Origin of the sequence: Pseudoalteromonas sp. L21 (genome assembly GCF_021728035.1) — a bacterium.
Lineage (GTDB): Bacteria > Pseudomonadota > Gammaproteobacteria > Enterobacterales > Alteromonadaceae > Pseudoalteromonas > Pseudoalteromonas arabiensis.
On record NZ_JAKKCV010000001.1, the window covers coordinates 779394 to 798924 of the forward strand.

Annotated in this window: 20 protein-coding genes; 9 read left to right on the forward strand and 11 right to left on the reverse strand. The window is 42.3% G+C overall.

The genetic code is table 11. The annotated features are described in order from the left end of the window. Nucleotides 1-9: 9 nt before the first annotated feature. Both L3V41_RS03555 and L3V41_RS03560 read right to left on the reverse strand, forming a co-directional pair. The gene (locus L3V41_RS03555; protein WP_062568793.1) at nt 10-642 is read right to left on the reverse strand and encodes a hypothetical protein; all 633 of its coding nucleotides are present in this window, start codon (nt 640-642) and stop codon (nt 10-12) included. Between the two features lie 59 nt (nt 643-701). Further along, nucleotides 702-1184, reverse strand: coding sequence for a DUF2947 domain-containing protein (locus tag L3V41_RS03560; RefSeq protein WP_062568792.1), 483 nt, complete (start codon nt 1182-1184; stop codon nt 702-704). A 62-nt stretch (nt 1185-1246) separates the two neighbouring features. On the opposite strand from L3V41_RS03560, the gene L3V41_RS03565 reads away from it, so the two are divergent. From L3V41_RS03565 to L3V41_RS03575, 3 genes are read left to right on the forward strand one after another with little or no spacing between them, the layout of a single operon-like run. Then, nucleotides 1247-1486 (forward strand): DUF1653 domain-containing protein, encoded by a 240-nt coding sequence (locus L3V41_RS03565; protein ID WP_193987754.1) that lies wholly within the window; start codon nt 1247-1249, stop codon nt 1484-1486. Between the two features lie 52 nt (nt 1487-1538). After that, nucleotides 1539-2387, forward strand: a complete 849-nt coding sequence (locus L3V41_RS03570) for a MoxR family ATPase (protein ID WP_062568790.1) — start codon at nt 1539-1541, stop codon at nt 2385-2387. Between the two features lies 1 nt (nt 2388). Beyond that, nucleotides 2389-3576: a VWA domain-containing protein gene (locus tag L3V41_RS03575; protein ID WP_237127174.1), complete on the forward strand. Its 1188-nt coding sequence runs from the start codon at nt 2389-2391 to the stop codon at nt 3574-3576. 157 nt (nt 3577-3733) lie between these two features. Here L3V41_RS03575 and L3V41_RS03580 read toward each other — a convergent pair whose 3' ends face one another. From L3V41_RS03580 to L3V41_RS03590, 3 genes are all read right to left on the reverse strand, one after another. After that, nucleotides 3734-4981 (reverse strand): divalent metal cation transporter, encoded by a 1248-nt coding sequence (locus tag L3V41_RS03580; protein ID WP_193987756.1) that lies wholly within the window; start codon nt 4979-4981, stop codon nt 3734-3736. A gap of 164 nt (nt 4982-5145) precedes the next feature. Then, nucleotides 5146-5502 (reverse strand): ribosome-associated translation inhibitor RaiA, encoded by a 357-nt coding sequence (raiA, locus tag L3V41_RS03585; protein WP_062568786.1) that lies wholly within the window; start codon nt 5500-5502, stop codon nt 5146-5148. A gap of 182 nt (nt 5503-5684) precedes the next feature. Continuing rightward, complete coding sequence (locus L3V41_RS03590) at nt 5685-5996, reverse strand: pyrimidine/purine nucleoside phosphorylase (protein WP_193987757.1); 312 nt, start codon at nt 5994-5996, stop codon at nt 5685-5687. 270 nt (nt 5997-6266) lie between these two features. Between L3V41_RS03590 and L3V41_RS03595 the strand changes: the two genes are divergently transcribed. Both L3V41_RS03595 and L3V41_RS03600 read left to right on the forward strand, forming a co-directional pair. After that, a complete protein-coding gene (locus tag L3V41_RS03595; protein ID WP_062568784.1) occupies nt 6267-6509 on the forward strand; it encodes a type II toxin-antitoxin system ParD family antitoxin in 243 nt (80 codons plus the stop codon). After that, nucleotides 6506-6805: a type II toxin-antitoxin system RelE/ParE family toxin gene (locus tag L3V41_RS03600; RefSeq protein WP_062568783.1), complete on the forward strand. Its 300-nt coding sequence runs from the start codon at nt 6506-6508 to the stop codon at nt 6803-6805. The genes L3V41_RS03595 and L3V41_RS03600 overlap by 4 nt, the downstream gene beginning before the upstream one ends. A 242-nt stretch (nt 6806-7047) precedes the next feature. On the opposite strand, the gene tkt is transcribed toward L3V41_RS03600, so the two are convergent. Further along, on the reverse strand, nt 7048-9039 hold the full coding sequence (tkt, locus tag L3V41_RS03605; protein WP_062568782.1) for a transketolase: 1992 nt from the start codon (nt 9037-9039) through the stop codon (nt 7048-7050). Nucleotides 9040-9305: 266 nt separating this feature from the next. Between tkt and metK the strand changes: the two genes are divergently transcribed. Then, nucleotides 9306-10457, forward strand: coding sequence for a methionine adenosyltransferase (gene metK, locus L3V41_RS03610; RefSeq protein ID WP_062568781.1), 1152 nt, complete (start codon nt 9306-9308; stop codon nt 10455-10457). 46 nt (nt 10458-10503) lie between these two features. Here metK and L3V41_RS03615 read toward each other — a convergent pair whose 3' ends face one another. Genes L3V41_RS03615 through L3V41_RS03625 form a run of 3 tightly spaced genes read right to left on the reverse strand, consistent with a single transcriptional unit; the run spans nt 10504 to nt 13138 of the window. Continuing rightward, nucleotides 10504-10908, reverse strand: coding sequence for a diacylglycerol kinase (locus L3V41_RS03615; RefSeq protein WP_062568780.1), 405 nt, complete (start codon nt 10906-10908; stop codon nt 10504-10506). A 57-nt stretch (nt 10909-10965) separates the two neighbouring features. Beyond that, nucleotides 10966-11583, reverse strand: a complete 618-nt coding sequence (locus L3V41_RS03620) for an START domain-containing protein (protein WP_062568779.1) — start codon at nt 11581-11583, stop codon at nt 10966-10968. A 34-nt stretch (nt 11584-11617) separates the two neighbouring features. Continuing rightward, entirely contained in the window at nt 11618-13138 is a 1521-nt protein-coding gene (locus tag L3V41_RS03625) for a CYTH and CHAD domain-containing protein (RefSeq protein WP_062568778.1), read from the reverse strand. Nucleotides 13139-13351: 213 nt separating this feature from the next. On the opposite strand from L3V41_RS03625, the gene L3V41_RS03630 reads away from it, so the two are divergent. Continuing rightward, nucleotides 13352-13951 carry a TIGR04211 family SH3 domain-containing protein gene (locus L3V41_RS03630; RefSeq protein ID WP_062568777.1) on the forward strand — a complete coding sequence of 200 codons (600 nt, stop codon included), beginning with the start codon at nt 13352-13354 and terminating at the stop codon, nt 13949-13951. Between the two features lie 89 nt (nt 13952-14040). On the opposite strand, the gene L3V41_RS03635 is transcribed toward L3V41_RS03630, so the two are convergent. Further along, nucleotides 14041-14241, reverse strand: coding sequence for a hypothetical protein (locus L3V41_RS03635; protein WP_062568776.1), 201 nt, complete (start codon nt 14239-14241; stop codon nt 14041-14043). A gap of 120 nt (nt 14242-14361) precedes the next feature. On the opposite strand from L3V41_RS03635, the gene L3V41_RS03640 reads away from it, so the two are divergent. Further along, nucleotides 14362-14889 (forward strand): TetR/AcrR family transcriptional regulator, encoded by a 528-nt coding sequence (locus L3V41_RS03640; protein ID WP_237114404.1) that lies wholly within the window; start codon nt 14362-14364, stop codon nt 14887-14889. 104 nt (nt 14890-14993) lie between these two features. Here L3V41_RS03640 and L3V41_RS03645 read toward each other — a convergent pair whose 3' ends face one another. Further along, a complete protein-coding gene (locus L3V41_RS03645; RefSeq protein WP_062568774.1) occupies nt 14994-15476 on the reverse strand; it encodes a winged helix-turn-helix transcriptional regulator in 483 nt (160 codons plus the stop codon). A gap of 166 nt (nt 15477-15642) precedes the next feature. On the opposite strand from L3V41_RS03645, the gene putA reads away from it, so the two are divergent. Continuing rightward, nucleotides 15643-19446: a bifunctional proline dehydrogenase/L-glutamate gamma-semialdehyde dehydrogenase PutA gene (gene putA / locus L3V41_RS03650; RefSeq protein WP_062568773.1), complete on the forward strand. Its 3804-nt coding sequence runs from the start codon at nt 15643-15645 to the stop codon at nt 19444-19446. Nucleotides 19447-19531 lie beyond the last annotated feature (85 nt).

Sequence of the window (19531 nt, forward strand, 5' to 3'; positions counted from 1 at the left end):
GCGGTTAAATTAAGTCTTTGGGCGCTTTAGGTTGCGCCAATTTATATTGCTTGCTAATAGCATTTCTCTTAAAGATAAACGCTTAGGTGTTACTCGTTTATTAAACTGCCATTGGTGACCACAGCACGCCGCTATCATTACCGCTTTAGAAGGCTTTAATAATTGAGCGTGCCTTCCTTCCAATGACTCACCCGAATGATTAAACCAGCCAAGCTCATTGCAATGTACCTTATTGTCGCTTACTTGATCTAAGCTGTCTATGCGTACTGTGGTACATTGACCGTCATTAATTAACACGGGAACAATTAACCCGCGCTTAGCGTATTGACTAAAAAAACGCGCTGACTCATTTTTACTATGCACAGGAGGCTGCGTTTTTTGCTTCTCGAGCCAACTACCATTTTGTGAATCAAGTTGTAGAGGCGCATCCCCACTCACAATTCGTATAGCAAGCCGTTCAATATAAAAAGGTAAACTGGCTAATAGTCGTCTTAATCTTGCCGCATCTGGCTCTTCAACTAAACGTGGAATTTCACGCGCATAAAAAGCATTACACAACTGAGCATACAAAGCCCGCTCGGCATCAGTTTGCCAAATTTCGGCTTGTTGTAACGATTTGCTCTGAGAGTTTGAAGTAGACAATGCGCGCTCTTATAAAACAATTGCTTGACTGTTTTATAGCATAGAGCGTTAATTGAGCGCTACTTTACTGCGCCTTTTTTACCCAGTTTGGCATTACCTGACTCTAAAAACTGCACAACAGCATCGCGTTTTTTGCCCATTAACAAACTGCCATCAGCTAAAAACATAAAGTTTTGCCAACAACGTTTAAAGACAGCAAAACTAGTTTCGATGATATTGTCGCGTGCCATGCAAAAATACACTGTTGTGTTGGCTTCCCAATCAAGGTGCGCCAAAATAGCCTCGGGGAGTTGCTCTTCGCCGGCTTCCCATGCATTTTCCCAATTAAGTGTCTCGATAAAGCTCTCTTCTTTGCCACACCAATCTGTTTTATCAAAAAAATCAGGGTGATCATGCTCGCGGCTGACCATGGTGCTCCAAAGCACAGCAGCACGTTCACTTGTCATTGGCTTAATTTGCTGCGCATCATCTGCGCTGATAGGCATATCTTTATGGCGAAAAACCCACGCTTTCTTGTATTCATCTAACGAAATATAATTCATAGTGTTGGCGATTTATTTAGCATTAATAAAGTGCAAAACGTAATTATACAAGAGATCAAAACATGACTACAGCAATAAAACTTCATCCTCTCAAATCAGGTATATATCAACACTACAAAGGCCAAAAATACAAAGTTGAGTATGTTGCCACCCACAGTGAAACCGAAGAGCAACTTGTTATTTACCAAGCACTGTATGGTGAGTTTGGCATGTGGGCACGCCCACTTAGCATGTTTTTAGAAACCGTTGAAATCGATGGCAAAACAGTGCCGCGTTTTGCATACCTTTCAGACACAGAATAACTATGGCATCATAGCATTATTAATCACTGCTCAGACCAGATAAGGTGACATCGTGCTTTTTAATTCAACCGATAACTACATTGCAAGTTCTGCATTAAAACAAGCCGTTAACGCGGCCATATTGCTCGAAAAACCGCTGTTGATAAAAGGCGAGCCAGGCACGGGGAAAACCATGCTGGCCGAGGAGCTTGCAAAAAGCTTAGACACCACGCTCATTCAATGGCATATAAAATCAACCACTAAGGCTCAGCAAGGCCTTTATGAGTATGATGCGGTATCACGTCTACGCGACAGTCAGTTAGGCGATGAACGAGTTCACGATATCGGCAATTACATTGTTAAAGGGAAACTATGGCAAGCCTTTACCTATGGTGAGCAACATAATAAACGCCCAGTGCTATTAATTGATGAAATAGACAAAGCCGATATCGAATTTCCCAACGACTTGTTATTAGAGCTCGATAAAATGGAGTTTCATGTTTATGAAACCGGCGAGCGTGTTATTGCTAAGCAACGTCCGATTGTGATCATCACGTCAAATAACGAAAAAGAGCTGCCAGATGCTTTTTTACGTCGTTGTTTTTTCCACTACATTGATTTTCCAAGTAGTGAAGAAATGGCACAAATTATCGATGTGCATCACCCTCACGTTAAACAAGATTTAGTACGCCAAGCACTCGAAGTGTTCTTTAACCTGCGCGATGTTAACGGCATTAAGAAAAAACCATCAACAAGTGAATTACTTGATTGGTTAAAATTGCTGATGGCTGAAGATATTGACGCTAAAACACTGCACGACAAGAGCCAAAAAGGTGGCCTAATGCCCATGTTTGGAGCGTTATTAAAGAACGAGCAAGACATCAGCCTGATTGAAAAACTTGCCTTTATGAGCCGCCGTTAAGATGTTAATTGCGTTTTTCTTTAAGCTACGCGAGTACCGCTTACCGGTTAGTTTGCGAGAGCTACTTGATTTGATCAATGCGCTCAAGCAAGGAGTTATTTTTGCCGATGTTGATGCATTTTATTACTTAGCGCGTACCATCATGGTGAAAGATGAAACCCATTTTGACCGCTTTGATAAAGCCTTTGCTGATTACTTTAGTGGGATTGCTGACCTTGATCTGCTCGAAAGCTTAAAACAGCAACATGCCTTGCCTGATGATTGGCTACGCAAAGAGTTCGAAAAGCATTTAAGCGACGAAGAAAAAGCGCAATTACACGCTATGGGTGGCCTTGATAAACTCATGGAAACCCTCAAGCAGCGCCTTGAAGAACAGCAAAAGCGCCATGCAGGCGGCAATAAGTGGGTTGGCACAGGCGGCACATCGCCGTTTGGCGCCTATGGTTATAACCCTGAAGGTGTGCGCATTGGTCAAGACGGTAACCGACATCGCCGTGCTGTAAAAGTATGGGATAAACGCAGCTACCGCAACCTCGACAGTGACCGTGAAATCGGCTCACGCACCATTAAGCTTGCCCTTAAAAAACTGCGTAAATTTGCCCGCACTGGCGCTAGCGATACACTGGATTTAACCGAAACCATCCGCGCAACCGCAAAGCAAGGCGGCATGCTCGATGTAAAAATGGCACCAGAGCGCCACAATGCGGTAAAAGTGTTGATGCTGTTTGATATCGGCGGTTCAATGGATGACTACATCCATACTTGCGAAGAGTTATTTAGCGCCGCCCACTGCGAGTTTAAACATCTTGAATTTTACTATTTTCATAACTGTTTGTATGAGCATGTTTGGCAAGACAACGAACGTCGTCACACAAACGTGATTGATACCAAGACCTTGATTAACAAGTTCACCAGCGATTACAAGGTCATTTTTGTTGGCGATGCCACTATGGGCCCCTATGAAATCGCCTACCCTGGAGGCAGTGTCGAGCATTGGAATGAAGAGCCAGGCAGTGCTTGGCTAAACCGTATCACCAACCATTTTGATAAAGTCGCTTGGCTCAACCCACAACCCGTTGAACACTGGCGCTATTATCAATCAATTGATTTTATAAAACAGTTAATGGACAACCGCATGTACCCACTCACGCTAGATGGGATTAGTAATGCGATTAGGGAGTTGAGTTAGAGCCGTCAGCCGTCAGCCGTCAGTCGTCTGATCTGTCGTCAGTCAAACAGCATAAAAACCGAGACATGAATGTAAAGTTACAATTGTTTATAAACACAAATAATTAAGCCCCTTCTCGATCAGCTATAAACTGACGGCTGAAAGCTGACAGCTCCCTTTACATTATCTTCCAAACCAAAAACACCAGCGCAAAGCCTACTAAATAAAGCAGACCTAGCCAGCTTAGGGTGCGTAATAAAGGTGAGTGATGAATGCTGGGTTCTGAGCGTACTAAACTAAAGTTCAGCCATGCAAATACGGGAGTTGTAACAAAAGCGAGGGTCATTGCAAAGGTAAGCATTGGCCCAAGGGCTGATTTAAAAAATAAAATCACTGCCATGCCTGCAAATGCTTGTAATAATAGCCACATATTCAAGCTATGTTTTGACTGTTTAACGGGTAGCAATTTATGCGACTCATTTAATGTTCTGGCGTAGCCGTCAAGTACCGTCAGCGTGGTACCAAACATACATAAAAAAGCGATACCTGAAACCAGCGGCCTTGCCCACTCCCCCATGGTGAGTGCATACATATCAATCAACTGTTTGGCAAACGCCACGCCACCTAATTGAACGGCCTGTACGTGACCATATTGCACCAAAACACCTAATGAAAAAAACACGAGCGCAAGTGCTGCGGTAAGCCAGTAACCCAAATTAAAATCAAACAAGCCTTGTTGTTTTGTCACCGCTTGTTGATGTTGCTTTTCTTTTAGCCATAACGAGCTAATCGCTGAAATTTCGATAGGTGCTGGCATCCAGCCCATAAGTGCCACCATAAAGCCTAGCATGGCAAGTTCATACGGCGATGGGCCCACATAGTCAGCAGGTGCCACTACTGCATGGTTTATAGCACCATTATTAATAGCTACAATCAACGCAGCGACGGTTGTTACAGTAAGTAGCCCCATAATAAGCTTTGAAACATTATCGAGCGCCTTAAAGTGCCCCAATAACAAAATAAGCAAACACACAGCCAAAATCAGCCAGCACAACAGTGTAACCGAGATACTTATGGGTAACGCATAGTGCAACAAGCTGGCCGTTAATAGTAATACTCCTGCGGTATTCACCACAGCCGCAACAATATTCAGCGCAATAAAACTATAAAAGTAGCCTGGTCCTTTTTGCTTATAACCCTCAACTAAACTTTGTTTAGTGGCTAAGGTGTATTCCATACCAAATCGAAAAAATGGGTACTTTAATATATTTACTACAATGATTAGCCAAAATAGCTGCCAACCGAATAACGATCCTGCTTGTGTTGATGCCACTAAATGCGAGCCACCAATTGCCGCTGTAGCCATTAAAATACCCGGCCCTAAAGCATTTAATTTAGATTGCCAATTTGATACTGCTGATTGCATAGGTTTTGTGTGTTTTATTCTTAGTTACAAGCAACTTACAGCGTTTTAGATGAGATTGGAAGTTGGATAAGGTAGAAAGTAAAAACCAAAAAAGCCAACCGCTGTGAAGCGGATGGCTTTTCAATTTTAGTATAGGCTAGCCACTTCAGGCTAGCGCATTGTAATTAGCTCAGATCCATTTCTTGAATGATTTCGTGGGCGATTTCCGGCGTGGTACTGACCGGTTTTTCATGTAATTTGGCTTTCATTTGCCCTTTTCGATGTTTAAGTGATGCATCGAGTTTTTTAGCCGCGCTTGCGATAGCCGGATACATCACGTCATCTTCTCCTTTAACTGATAAACGCGTACCTTCATAAGTGGTACTGATCTCAGCTTGATACTTGTGATGTTCTTTTGAAAGAATAATATCGAGTGATATTAATGATGGAAAATGGCTAGCAATTTTCGAGAATTTCTCGTTGATGTGAGCTCTAACAGCCTCAGTAACGTCAACATGATGACCAGAAATATTAATCTTCATAGGGTATCCTTTTTTCTTGTTACCTCACAGTTAGTATTGGGGGCGAATTGAATTAACACAAGCGAAAATTACAGATAATTAGTAATTGATTGTAACCACAGATGATTTAGATCATGCTTTGCAGATAAAATATGCAAAAGCCCGCATCACACGGGCTTTTCACAAAGGTTAACAACTGCTTATTAAGTGTACGAGCAACAGTAATCAGCGAAATCAGTTACCTTGACACGGAAGGTAACGTTCGCATCTACATTAAATGAATCTCCCGCCTTCATCGTTTGCCACTGTGTTTCGTCAGGCAGTAATACTTGCCACTCACCCGCTAGCAGCTCCATGTGCTCTTTTTGATTTGTGCCAAACTCAAACTCACCTGGTTGCATAAAGCCCAGTGTTTTAGTACTGCCATCGGCAAAAAGCACAACACGGCTTGACACTTTACCATCAAAATACACATTGGCTTTTTTTACAACACTTACACTGTCAAACTGAGTCATACTCACTCCTGTTATGTTTTATTATTAACGTATAGACATTGCCAGTTGTTAGTTTAGTATTCAAGGGGAGCTGAGTGAGAAATAATCAAGTCCGTTTAGCCGTAGTTAGCTATAAGCCGATCTTGCAAGCATGGTAGGTCGTGCTTTAGCACGAATATCTCTCACTTTAATTTGCGTTCAAAAAAATATGGCTGAATACTTTATGCGCACCTTGAATTCAAGCCTAACTGATACCATAATTAGGTATATATTGGTATTAAGGGCTATATTATGGCTAAGAACACTAGCATTACTTTGGGTGACCATTTTGACAGTTTTATTGCTAATCAAATTCAGAGCGGTCGCTATGGCTCGGCAAGTGAAGTCATTCGCTCCGCTTTACGTTTACTTGAAACCCAAGAAACTAAAATGAACACTTTACGCCAACTACTTGTTGAAGGTGAAGAGAGTGGAGTTTCGGATTATGATCTTGATTCGTTTATCAATGAGTTAGATAACGAAGAGAGAAAATGAGACCCTTTCAATTAACTAACAAGGCGAAATCTGATTTAAGAGATATAGCTTTATTTACCTCTTTGCGCTGGGGTCGTGAACAGCGAAATATTTATCTAAAACAGTTTGATGACTCATTCTGGCTGTTAGCCGAAAACCCTGACATTGGTAAAACCTGTGACGAAATTCGCGATGGCTACAGAAAATTTCCACAAGGAAGCCACGTAATCTTTTATCGTCAAATCGGCAGTCAAAATATAGAGGTTATCCGTATTCTCCACAAAAGTATGGATGTGAATCCAATTTTTGGCGTATAACGCCTCATTTAACAGGCTCAAATCTAACTTCTGGTATTCAACCAAAAAGCATAAGTTTTCGCGCGAAATAAATTTCACGCCTAAGGTGAGGTAATTTTTAACTTAAAGCTTAAAACTTAAGGCTTGCAGCTAAAACTGACAGCTTCGAGTCTGTTTGGATTTCACTTCGCTCACCAAACCGCCATAAAAAAGCCCGCGCTGTGGTGATACAGCGCGGGCTTTTAAATTTTAGCGGCTAAAGCTTAAAACAAAGCGTTTGCTTTGTTTACGACGTTTTCAACAGTGAAACCAAAGTGCTTGAATAGCTCGCCTGCAGGAGCTGACTCACCAAAGGTGGTCATACCGACTACTGCGCCATTTAGGCCTACATATTTATACCAGTAGTCTGCGATGCCCGCTTCGATTGCTACGCGGCGTGTTACGCTTGCTGGTAGTACGCTTTCTTTATATGCAGCGTCTTGCTCATCAAATAAATCAGTTGAAGGCATAGAGACAACGCGTACTTTTTTACCTTGTGAACGTAGCTCTGTTGCTGCATCTTGTGCAAGCTGTACTTCAGAACCTGTTGCGATAAGGATAAGCTCTGGCTCACCGTCACAGCTAAGTACGTAACCCCCTTTTTTCACGTCGCTTAATTGCTGTGCAGTACGCGTTTGTTGCTCAAGGCCTTGACGAGTGAAAATCAGTGATGTTGGGCCGTCTTTACGCTCAATCGCTTGTTGCCATGCAATCGCAGACTCAACTTGGTCACATGGACGCCAGTTAACAAGGTTTGGCGTTAAACGCATGCTAGCAATTTGCTCTACCGGTTGGTGCGTCGGACCATCTTCACCTAGACCGATTGAATCGTGCGTATAAACGAAGATGCTTGGCTGCTTCATCAATGCCGCCATACGTACTGCGTTACGAGCGTATTCCATAAACATTAAGAATGTAGCGCCATAAGGAATAAAGCCTTTGTGCAGTGCAATACCGTTCATAATTGCCGACATACCAAATTCACGTACACCGTAGAAAATGTAGTTACCACTTGCATCGTTTGCTTCTAAGCCTTTTGAGCCATCCCAAAGTGTTAAGTTAGAACCCGCAAGGTCAGCAGAGCCACCCATGAATTCTGGTAATAACGGACCAAATGCGTTTAATGCATTTTGTGATGCTTTACGTGTTGCTGGATTTGCTGGGTTTGCTTGCAGCTCTTCGATGTAAGCTTGTGACTTTTCAGCCCAATCAGCTGGTAATTCACCTTTTGTACGGCGTTTAAACTCAGCAGCAAGTTCAGGGTGTGCACTTGCGTAAGCAGCAAATTTTTCGTCCCAGCTTGCTTCTAGTTGCTTACCTTTTTCTTTGCCATCCCATTCGCTGTAAATATCAGCTGGGATTTCAAATGCTTCGCCAGTCCAACCTAGGAACTCACGAGATGCTGTGATTTCATCTTCACCGAGTGGCGCACCGTGACAGTCATGGCTACCTGATTTATTCGGTGAACCGTAGCCAATCACTGTTTTACAACAAATAAGTGATGGTTTATCGGTGATACTACGCGCTTCTTCGATAGCGGCGCGAATTGCATCAGGATCGTGCCCATCTACATCGCTTACTACGTGCCAACCGTATGCTTTGAAGCGCGCTGGCGTGTCATCGCTGAACCAACCTTCCACTTCACCATCAATTGAGATGCCGTTGTCATCCCAAAACGCAACTAGTTTACCTAGACCTAATGTACCCGCTAATGAACAGGCTTCGTGTGAAATACCTTCCATTAAACAGCCGTCGCCCATGAACGCATAGGTGAAGTGGTCAACAATATCGTGACCTTCACGGTTAAACTGTGCAGCAAGTGCTTTTTCGGCAATCGCCATACCAACCGCATTTGTGATCCCTTGACCTAATGGGCCCGTAGTGGTCTCAATACCTGGTGCATACCCATATTCTGGGTGGCCTGGTGTTTTTGAGTGCATTTGACGGAAATTTTTAATTTCTTCTAACGGCAGATCATAACCACTTAAATGTAGAAGAGAATAGATCAGCATTGAACCGTGACCATTTGAAAGAATAAATCGATCGCGGTCTGCCCACTCTGGATTCGTTGGGTTGTGCTTTAGATAATCGCGCCATAGTACTTCTGCGATATCTGCCATGCCCATAGGGGCGCCAGGGTGACCAGATTTGGCCTGTTGTACTGCGTCCATTGATAAGACGCGAATAGCATTTGCAAGTTCTTTGCGTGATGGCATGAATTCTCCTACCTTTATGTATTTGCGCTGGTTGTGTGTAAGGCACCATTCTTACTTAATGTAAGGGTACAGTGCAATTAAAAATCCGTATTAAATGCACCTATTATTACTGTTTATTAAGAACGAAATGTTATTAGTAATTTTAAATAGACGTCTAGGCGTAAAATTACTATGCAAACATATTTGTTTTAGATAAAATACGCCCCTTAATTTTTTAGCGCTATTACCGACGTATGTGAAGCGCAATATTTGTGAGCAGAAATACAATGGCAAAACATTTATTTACTTCTGAATCAGTTTCTGAAGGTCATCCGGATAAAATCGCGGACCAAATCTCTGACGCGGTTCTAGATGCTATTTTAGAGCAAGATTCTCATGCCCGTGTTGCATGTGAGACTTACGTTAAAACCGGTATGGTGATGGTGGGTGGTGAAATCACGACTAGCGCTTGGGTTGATATCGAAGAAATCACACGTAAAACAGTACGTGAAATCGGTTACACACACTCAGACATGGGATTCGATGCTGACTCGTGTGCAATCCTAAACACAATCGGTAAACAATCTCCAGATATCAACCAAGGTGTTGACCGTGCTCGCCCTGAAGAGCAAGGCGCTGGTGACCAAGGTTTAATGTTTGGTTATGCATGTAACGAAACTGACGTGTTAATGCCTGCACCTATCACGTATTCACACCGTTTAGTTCAGCGTCAAGCTGAGGTTCGTAAAAGCGGTGAACTTAACTGGTTACGCCCAGATGCAAAATCTCAAGTGACGTTTGCATACGAAAATGGCAAGCCTGTTGGTATTGATGCCGTTGTTCTTTCAACTCAACACTGTGATTCAATCTCACAAAACGACTTAGTTGAAGCGGTAATGGAAACGATTATTAAGCCAGTTCTTCCAGCTGAGCTTATCTCAAGCGCGACTAAGTTTTTCATCAACCCAACTGGCCGTTTCGTAATCGGTGGCCCAATGGGTGACTGTGGTCTGACAGGTCGTAAAATCATCGTTGATACTTATGGTGGTATGGCTCGTCACGGTGGTGGTGCTTTCTCTGGTAAAGATCCATCAAAAGTTGACCGTTCAGCTGCATACGCTGCACGTTACGTTGCTAAAAACGTGGTTGCTGCTGGCCTTGCTGACAAGTGTGAGCTACAAGTTTCTTACGCTATCGGTGTTGCAGAGCCAACATCTATCAGCATCGAGACATTTGGTACAGGTAAATTAGAAGAAGCGCGTCTAATCGAATTAGTACGTGAGCACTTTGACCTTCGCCCATATGGCTTAATCCAAATGCTTGACCTTGAGCGTCCTATTTATCAACCGACAGCGGCTTACGGTCACTTCGGTCGTGAAGAGTTCCCTTGGGAGCGCACAGACAAAGCAGACGCACTTCGCGCAGCTGCTGGCCTGTAATAGGTTATATAAGATGAAAAAGCGCCTTCATTTGGCGCTTTTTTGTTTAAAACTGCATCATTATCTTTTCATAAATTGCCACTGCCCAAACCAGTAGCAAAATAATTAATGCCAACGTCACTGCCGCTGAGGCCATATCTTTAGCTCGTCCCGACAATACATGGTACTCAATACCGACTCTATCAGTCAGCGCCTCTATTGCTGAGTTGAGTAGCTCAACTATCAACAATAATAAATAAGGAATAAATAACATCAGCCAATGGCTTAATGATTGGGCAAGCAACACTGATAACGGAAATAATATCAGACCTAAATAGGTTTCAGTGCGAAATGCAGATTCTTCTTTAAAAGCAGCTTTAAAGCCTTTGATTGAGCATTTGGTGGCTTTTAAAACACGCCCTACCCCAATACCATTTGGTTTGTTTACCAAGGGAATTTTTGGCTCTTTCATTTTCTTCCTACGACTAAATAGACTAATAAAAGGTATTTATGTATTAATAATCTGCCTTTAAGAAGCACACTTCCCAGGCACGCTTGATGTGTTTAGGCGCGTAAACCGATTATAGTGGAGTTCCTTACGTAGTGACTGTAAGGTCTTAAACACACTTTTTAATGATACCTTGTTACTCAACCAATGTGGAATAGAACCCGCGGGGTCTGCATAAGCTTGATGGCTAACCAGTAAGTCATTTTGCTGGTGTGTTAAACGCCAAAAAGCGGTTAAATCTTTAATACGCACGACGCCATTTACTGCCGGTTTTGCATAGGGCTGACTAATAATTTTAAGCTCTGTTTTGTGCTCACTCAGGCGGTGGTAACACGAGTAGCTAACCAAATCGCGATCTGAAACAGGCCAAGGGGAATTAAAGTGAGTGTGTACAAGCGTTTCAGAAGGGCTTAAACGCTCCATTAAGGTGACACTTTTCACATTTTCGAGCCAGTTAGGTGCATTGTCGGTATCGCTCAATAGCGCCATAAAGTCATCGGCTTTCGCATTTTTTACCAGCACCGAGGCGTTTATTTCTATAATACCGTTTTGATGCGTTTTGTAAGTGACGTTTATGCCATCTTGCTGTTTGTAAGTTTGCCATTCGCTTGAGTTAGCAAATGCCGATATACTCAACACCGCTAACCCTATCCATAGGCAAACAGGCACAGGCTTACAACCAATATGGATCAGTATTGAAAGACGCGTGACGGCTTTGCTCCATTGCACTGACCAAAAAATCAGATTTCTGATCTAACCAAGCCTGAATTTTAGCAAGCTCTTCATCATCTTGACCTGCACATAGCTGTTTTAAATACTCAAGTGTACTAAGCTCATAAATACCATGAGAGATATCTAACCATGGAATTCGAAACTCATTTCTGTCATCAGTATTAAATAGCGCACCCAAGCAGTTACCACTTAATAGTGAATTTTCAAGACGGGTTCTAAGTGATAAATAGTCTTTGTCCGTAAACACTTGCTGCTCAGGAATAAGCTCGTGCATATCGTGCCAATCTTTGGCAAATAAACGCTTAGCGATTTCAGCAACCGGTTTTTCTGCGGCTTGAAACTCCGCTTGGCCCCATGATTTACGCCACTGTTTTTCAATTAACCATGTTGTAAGTTGCAACAACAAACGGTTGTATCGCTTGCTGTGAAACAGCTCTTGTACATCTTCAATACTTGGCTGTAATTCTTTTAAATCGTTGATGACTTGAGTCAGCTCAGGGGCGCTATTAATCTTTTTGTAATAGGCATGTCGCTTCGAAGTATAGGTTTTTAGCTGTATAGCATTTTCAACCCAAGCAAGCTCACTTAAAAGCCATTTTAGTTCAACTCGCAATGAATCCGTATCATCTTTACTGACGATATCATCAAATAACCAAAATGCATGACGGATAAGTCGAATTCCATCCGTAACTCGCTTTAAGGTTTTTAAGCTTGGCTTAATGAAATAACACGCTTCATGTTTTTGTACAAAACGAATAGCATAGTTAATGCTTGCCACTAATGCCTGCTCTTGTGTCGCACCACTGTTAAGCGGTACAAAACCAATCGATTTGCTCGCTTTCAAAGGCGTGTTATCGGCAAGGCGGTAACCACGCGCAGCCTTTGAATAAAGTCCTAAGCGCACATGACTTTCACTGACCAGTTTATCTGCTAAAGCAAATAACTCTTGGCGGCTACCTTCTAATAACTCAATTTCCAACTCAGAAATAAGCTCAACCTGACCAGAGGCCGCTATTTCCCCTTTATCTAACACCACTTCGATTTTAGCGCCGCTATCGGTTTCAATTAACCAAGTGCGACGAATAAAGTTAGTGCTGAAAATAGGGTAAAGGTTATCGGCTATCGCATTAACTTGCATTGCGTGAGGCCAGATTGACGCATCAAAGGCCAATAAATCAGGACGATTCCCTTCAAGAGGCAAATTATATTCAGGGCGTTGATGCAACCCCCCTACTACTTCACCGGCTAACTTAATAGTTTGCTCACAGTCTGTATCGCTGCAGCGTGTACGCAAGCCTATATCCAGTGCACGTAACTCACGACTCGGCGTGTCGTAATAGGCATTTTGTAAGCTGCGTGACGGTTTGTTGGTAACGGTTTTTGCAAATTGGGTAATTAATGCGGGGATCAGTGGAACAACGGCATCTGACACCAAAAACTTCAGTTCTATCTCAGTATCCATTCGCTTTGCGGAGTACATTTAAAATAAATAAGTGGTCAAAATAAACAAAGCAGCTACTTAATGCAAATTTTTTCCTGATTTTTACGATTAAGCCCATGCACGGATTACAATATCAGTCTTGCTATTAATAGTTGAAATCCCTACTATCTCTATACATAAAGAAATTATAAATTTAGCCACTTCTCGGCAAGATCACATTAACAAGGTAGATTGATGTTAAAACAGTGTATTTTTGGGTTGCTCCTTGCGGCCACCTCTTTTATTAGCTACGCAGAAGAAGCGCCAAGCAGCAACAACGAAAACACCGCCTACATAGTCGATAACCTGTACACTTTTATGCATTCAGGTCCGAGCAAAAACTACCGTATTTTGGGCTCTGTGGATGCAGGTACACAAGTAGAATTATTATCAGGTGAAGATAATGGCTACTTTAAAATTCGTGATGATAAAGAGCGCGAAGGTTGGGTAGAAGCAAAGTTCATCACTGAAAACGCTGGTATTCATCAACAGTTTCAAGCGCTGAATAACGACATGACATTAATGCAAGAGCAGTTACGTCAAGCAGAAATAGAATTGCCACAGCTACAAGAGCAAAACCGCTCTCTTAACGAACAAAACCAAGCCCTGACAGCACAAATCGATAAACTTAAAAATACTATCGAGTCTGAACGCAATGCTAAACAAGCAGCCAGTGCTAAAGAAAAGCGCCAATTACTTACATATGGCGGCGCAATTGCATTTATCGGCTTATTGTTGGGTATTATTTTAACGATTATGTTGTCTCGCCGTAAACGCTATGACGGCTGGGCTTAGTTCTAAACTTCCCATTTTAGATTAACAAGAAACCCTGCTTAGCAGGGTTTCCTTTTTTAGACTTAACCACTTTTACTACCAACATTGCTTTAAGGGGATTTTTGCTTAAGTGTATTAAGCACTTCTCGTTTTAGCACTAAAAAGCCCCCTTTATAACCTAAAATCAGTAGCAATAACATCAGCCCCCCTGGTACTAGTACGGCAATAAGTAAGGGGCCTAAAATAAAGCTATAAAAGAAAATACCGGGTAAAAATAATACATAGCCAATAAAGCGTTTTAATATGTCCATGGTGCTAACCTTTTATTAATTGAGCGCGCTCATTTTAAACTTGAGCGCGCTCAATTTACAATAGTCTTGATTGAGATTTTTTAAATTTCTGGTTAAATAGCATAAAAATTGGAGTGTGCAGTGACTAAGAAAGAGCAAACAAAACAGCAGATACTAACAGCCTCATGGCAGTTGTTTTCAGAGCAGGGTTATCATCAAACGAGTACGCGAGATATTGCAAAGGCAGCCAATGTTGCCAATGGCACCGTATTTAGTCACTTTGCGACTAAGGTTGCGATACTCAAGTACAGCTTTGAAAATGAACTGACAGACATTCTAAGCACCGCAGAGAGCTTAGATACCAGTACAACAGCCACAGATAGAATGTACCATTATGCTCGCTTTCTCTATGCTTTTTACTTGGCAAAAAAAGAGTTTAGCCGAGAGTTATTCAAAGAAATTATGTGGCAACAAAATGAACTTGAACCACAACTAAATGCTTTTAAGAAACGCTTGATAAATGATAATGACGCAACCCCTACAGATGCAGATATCATTATTGACCTTTACTTTATGACGCTGATGGATGGACTCAATCACGCTGATAGTTCTGTCGATTCAATGCTTGCGACTTTGAAAATAAAACTCGCTAAAATTAATATCAATTAGGCTGGTAATGGAAATACTTATGAGACTCCAGCATTCGCTGTTTATTTTTACACTGAAGTCACTTTTTAAAATACAAAAAAGGAAACCACGTAGGTTTCCTTATATTAAATATCGAATCGAAGCCCTGTGTCCTGTTTGATTTTTTCAATCACCATATAAGTATGGTGTGTGCCAACCCCTGGTATATCGACTAAATCCCCTAAGACTTGGCGATATTCGTCCATATCAGAAACACGCACTTTCAATAGATAGTCATAGCCTCCTGCAACCATGTCACATTCAACGACCTGAGGAATATTTAAAATATACTCTCTGAAAACTTTAAAAACAGAGGTGTTAGAAGTAACCAAAGACACCTGCACATGCGCTAATAAGCTCTGATTAAGCTTAGCTTCGTTAAGCTTAGCGTAATAGCCTTCAATATAGCCTTCTTGCTCTAACCGTTTAACACGGTCAAGGCACGGGCTGGGGCTCAAATTAACCTGTTTTGCGAGGTTTACGTTTGAGATTCTGCCATTTTTTTGCAGAGCGTCTAAAATTGCTAAATCAATGCGATCTAACATGCGTAATCTATTCGGGCTGGTCATAACAGAATTTTATGCGGCTAAGTTCAAGGTATGCCCTGTAAATTATCGTAAATTGAAAAATTTAACCAGCATATTCTGCTGGAATTTAATTAGAATGCACGAATTATATCAATGGTAAGAAATGCTTTTTTGGCGTTTCTAGACTCCACATACCAGAGGGTTACATATGCTATTTAATGGCGATTTGACAACTGAGTGTCCAATAAGACAAAAAATCCGTGATTTCTACCGTATTGACGAAAATGCGGTTATTGATCACATCTTACCGCTGGCTGAAGTAGGCGTAAAAGCACGAAGCCGTGCATGGGAACGTGCCCGTCAAATGGTTTTAAATATCCGTCGCGATCAAGATGGTCAAAGCGGTGTTGACGCACTGTTAAACGAATTCTCACTTTCGACAGAAGAAGGTGTGGTTCTAATGTGTTTAGCTGAGGCACTTTTACGTGTACCAGACAAAGCAACTCAAGACTCACTTATTCGTGACAAACTGGCAAAAGGTGATTGGAGCTCGCATTTAGGTAGCAGCGATTCTTTATTTGTGAACGCATCATCTTGGGGCCTACTAGTCACCGGTAAAATGGTTAACTACAGCGACAAATCGAAAGAACAGCAATTTGGTGTACTTAAGAAAACCATTGGCCGCCTAGGTGAACCCGTTATTCGTAAATCTGTGAACTTCGCGATGAAAATCATGGGTAAGCAGTTCGTAATGGGTCGTACCATTGACGAAGCGATTGAACGAGCTGCTGATAAAGAACAAAAAGGCTACGTATATTCGTACGATATGCTAGGTGAAGGCGCTCGCACGATGAAAGATGCTGAGCGTTATTTCCAAAGCTACATGACTGCTATCCACGCAATTGGTAAAGCAGCAAACGGCCGTGGTCCTATCAAAAGTCCAGGTATCTCTGTGAAAATTTCTGCCATACACCCACGTTATGAGTTCACTCATCGTGAGCGTGTGATGGCAGAAATCGTACCTAAGCTAAAGGAACTTGCACTTGCTGCGAAAAGCTACGACATCGGCTTCACTGTTGATGCTGAAGAAGCCGACCGTTTAGATATTTCATTAGATATTATCGAAGCCGTATTCAGCGATGATGAACTAGGTAACTGGAATGGCTTTGGCTTAGCTGTGCAAGCATACCAAAAGCGCGCTATTTTTGTAGTTGAATGGGTTGCTGACCTTGCGCGTCGCGTAGGCCGTAAGCTAATGGTTCGCCTCGTAAAAGGTGCTTATTGGGATACCGAAATCAAAACCACTCAACAAGATGGTTTAGACCACTTCCCTGTGTTCACACGTAAAGCAACAACAGACGTATCTTACAAAGCCTGTGCTATCAAACTACTAGAAGCTCGCGATGTACTTTACCCGCAATTTGCAACACACAATGCTTACACTGCAGCAACGATTTTAGAAGTTGCTAAAGGCGACCACGATGGATTTGAATTCCAGCGTCTGCATGGCATGGGCGAATCGTTGTTTGACCAAATTGTTGAACAAGAAAAAATTCAGTGTCGTGTTTACGCACCGGTAGGCCAACACGAAGACTTACTTGCTTACTTAGTGCGTCGTTTATTAGAAAACGGTGCTAACTCATCATTCGTTAACGCCATTGTTGATACCTCTAAGCCGGTTGAGTCACTACTGCCAGATCCAGTTGAAACTTTGCAAGGTTTACGCAACAAGTTCAATACACAAATTAATATGCCAATTGATTTGTACGGTGACGAGCGTGCAAACTCAAAAGGGATGGATTTAACGGATATTAATGTTATTACTCCATTCAAAGAGAACTTAGATGCATGGTTTGAAGAACACCGCATTGAATTAAGCGATGTACCTGAAGGTTCATTGCCAGTGAAAAATCCGGCAAACCACAAAGAAGTCATTGGTCATGTTAAGCTTCAAACATCAGAAGACATGACATCACTTCTAGAAAATGCCGAAAAAGCATTTGAATCGTGGTCACAAACCCCTGTAAAAGAACGTGCAAACCTACTTCGTCGTGTTGCTGACATTTTAGAGCGTCACCACGATGAGCTAGTTGCTATTTGTATTAAAGAAGCGGGTAAAGTCGCACAAGATGGTATTGATGAAGTACGCGAAGCCGTTGACTTCTGTCGTTACTACGCTGCACGTGCAGAAGAATTATCACAAGACGAGCGCTTTGAAGCCCGTGGTGTAATCTTATGTATCAGCCCATGGAACTTTCCACTGGCTATCTTCTTAGGTCAAGTTGCGGCTGCTATCGTGACTGGTAACACGGTTATTGCAAAACCAGCTGAGCAAACAAGTTTAATCGCTCTTCGTACGATTGAACTGATGCTTTCTGTCGGCTTACCTGAGCATGTAGTGCAACCTGTTATTGCCCGTGGTAGCGAAGTAGGTAAAACAATTGTACCTGACGAGCGTATTCAAGCGGTTATGTTTACCGGTTCAACTGAAACAGGCACATTAATCTCACAAACACTGGCTGCACGTAACGATATCCAAGTACCGTTAATTGCAGAAACAGGTGGTCAAAACTGTATGATCGTTGACTCAACAGCACTTCCTGAGCAAGTGGTTGATGATGTGATCAGTTCAGGTTTCCAAAGTGCTGGCCAACGTTGTTCTGCGCTACGTGTATTGTTTATTCAAGAAGACGTTGCTGACGGTATTATTGAAATGCTAAAAGGTGCGTTAAAAGAGCTTCATGTTGGTGACCCTTCGCTACTTTCAACCGATATCGGTCCTGTTATCGATGAAAAAGCACTGAAAAACTTAAATGAGCACGTTGAGTACTTGAAAGGTAACGCAACACTTCATTACGAGTGTGCTATTCCTGATAACAACGAGAATGGCGCTTATTTCTTTGCTCCTCGTTTATACGAAATCAAAGACTTATCTGTACTTAAACGTGAAGTATTTGGTCCATGTGTTCACATCATTCGCTTCAAAGGCACTGAGCTTGATAGCGTTATCGATCAAATCAATGGTACAGGCTACGGCCTGACAATGGGTGTTCACTCACGCATTGAAGAGCGTTGTGAGTACTTAGCAAAGATGTCTCGTGCAGGTAACGTATACATCAACCGTAACATGATCGGTGCAATCGTAGGTGTGCAACCTTTCGGTGGTCGTGGCCTTTCAGGTACTGGCCCTAAAGCAGGTGGTCCTAACTATTTACAGCGTTTAGTGAAAGAGAAAGCGTCACCAGACAACGTACAAATGACGAACCTATCACCTGATGAGCTAGACACTCACCACTATTCAGGTGCGGCTGAGCAAGTTGCTAAGTTAATGGAGAACTCACTACGCGATGAAAAAATCTGGCGTGCTACACCATTAAATGACCGTGTTTCTGCTGTTCGTCAGTTATTAGCCAAAGTTGCAACAGTTGAAATTATCGACGAGCTTGCTGATGACTTAGCATTAACACTTGCAGACGCACGTGCGCAGCTTAACCGCCTTGAAAAGCACATGCGTAAACACACTGTATTACCTGGACCTACAGGTGAATCTAATACGCTTCACCTTGAACCGCGTGGTTGTGTGGTTTGTTATGCTGATAAGAGCACATCATTTAACTTCTGGGCAATCTCTATTATCACAGCACTTGCCGCGGGTAATACAGTAATTACTGTTGCCTCTGAGTTGTTCTATGAGGAAGCTGTTGCGTTTAGAGATAAGTTTATCTCAACAGGTATTGCTGAAGGTGTTTTCCAAGTTGCCAAGCCTAACCAGTTGCAAGCTATCTTAGCGCACCCTCACCTTGCTGGTGCGGTTGTAGCTGCTCGTTCATCACGTTTAGGCTACTTCAGCCAGCAGCTAGCACAACGTAAAGGTGCAATACTGCCGGTAATTAGCTCTGAATATTATGACACGCTGATCAAACGTTTACTCACTGAGAAAACTATCAGTATCGATACAACAGCATCTGGTGGTAATACATCACTTATGACGCTTGTTGAAGATGACGAGTAAGCTTTAAGAATATCTTCTTAGTTAAGTTTTATAAGCCTCTGCAATTTTTGTAGAGGCTTTTTTCGTATAATCAGGTTAAACAATT

Coding starts and splice junctions, on each gene's coding strand:
- metK (WP_062568781.1), top strand. CDS start 9,306: ATGGCAAAACATTTATTTACTTCTGAATCAGTTTCTGAAGGTCATCCG.
- L3V41_RS03615 (WP_062568780.1), bottom strand. CDS start 10,908: ATGAAAGAGCCAAAAATTCCCTTGGTAAACAAACCAAATGGTATTGGG.
- L3V41_RS03595 (WP_062568784.1), top strand. CDS start 6,267: ATGGCTAAGAACACTAGCATTACTTTGGGTGACCATTTTGACAGTTTT.
- L3V41_RS03575 (WP_237127174.1), top strand. CDS start 2,389: ATGTTAATTGCGTTTTTCTTTAAGCTACGCGAGTACCGCTTACCGGTT.
- L3V41_RS03600 (WP_062568783.1), top strand. CDS start 6,506: ATGAGACCCTTTCAATTAACTAACAAGGCGAAATCTGATTTAAGAGAT.
- tkt (WP_062568782.1), bottom strand. CDS start 9,039: ATGCCATCACGCAAAGAACTTGCAAATGCTATTCGCGTCTTATCAATG.
- L3V41_RS03625 (WP_062568778.1), bottom strand. CDS start 13,138: ATGGATACTGAGATAGAACTGAAGTTTTTGGTGTCAGATGCCGTTGTT.
- raiA (WP_062568786.1), bottom strand. CDS start 5,502: ATGAAGATTAATATTTCTGGTCATCATGTTGACGTTACTGAGGCTGTT.
- L3V41_RS03580 (WP_193987756.1), bottom strand. CDS start 4,981: ATGCAATCAGCAGTATCAAATTGGCAATCTAAATTAAATGCTTTAGGG.
- L3V41_RS03590 (WP_193987757.1), bottom strand. CDS start 5,996: ATGACTCAGTTTGACAGTGTAAGTGTTGTAAAAAAAGCCAATGTGTAT.
- putA (WP_062568773.1), top strand. CDS start 15,643: ATGCTATTTAATGGCGATTTGACAACTGAGTGTCCAATAAGACAAAAA.
- L3V41_RS03630 (WP_062568777.1), top strand. CDS start 13,352: ATGTTAAAACAGTGTATTTTTGGGTTGCTCCTTGCGGCCACCTCTTTT.
- L3V41_RS03565 (WP_193987754.1), top strand. CDS start 1,247: ATGACTACAGCAATAAAACTTCATCCTCTCAAATCAGGTATATATCAA.
- L3V41_RS03645 (WP_062568774.1), bottom strand. CDS start 15,476: ATGACCAGCCCGAATAGATTACGCATGTTAGATCGCATTGATTTAGCA.
- L3V41_RS03635 (WP_062568776.1), bottom strand. CDS start 14,241: ATGGACATATTAAAACGCTTTATTGGCTATGTATTATTTTTACCCGGT.
- L3V41_RS03560 (WP_062568792.1), bottom strand. CDS start 1,184: ATGAATTATATTTCGTTAGATGAATACAAGAAAGCGTGGGTTTTTCGC.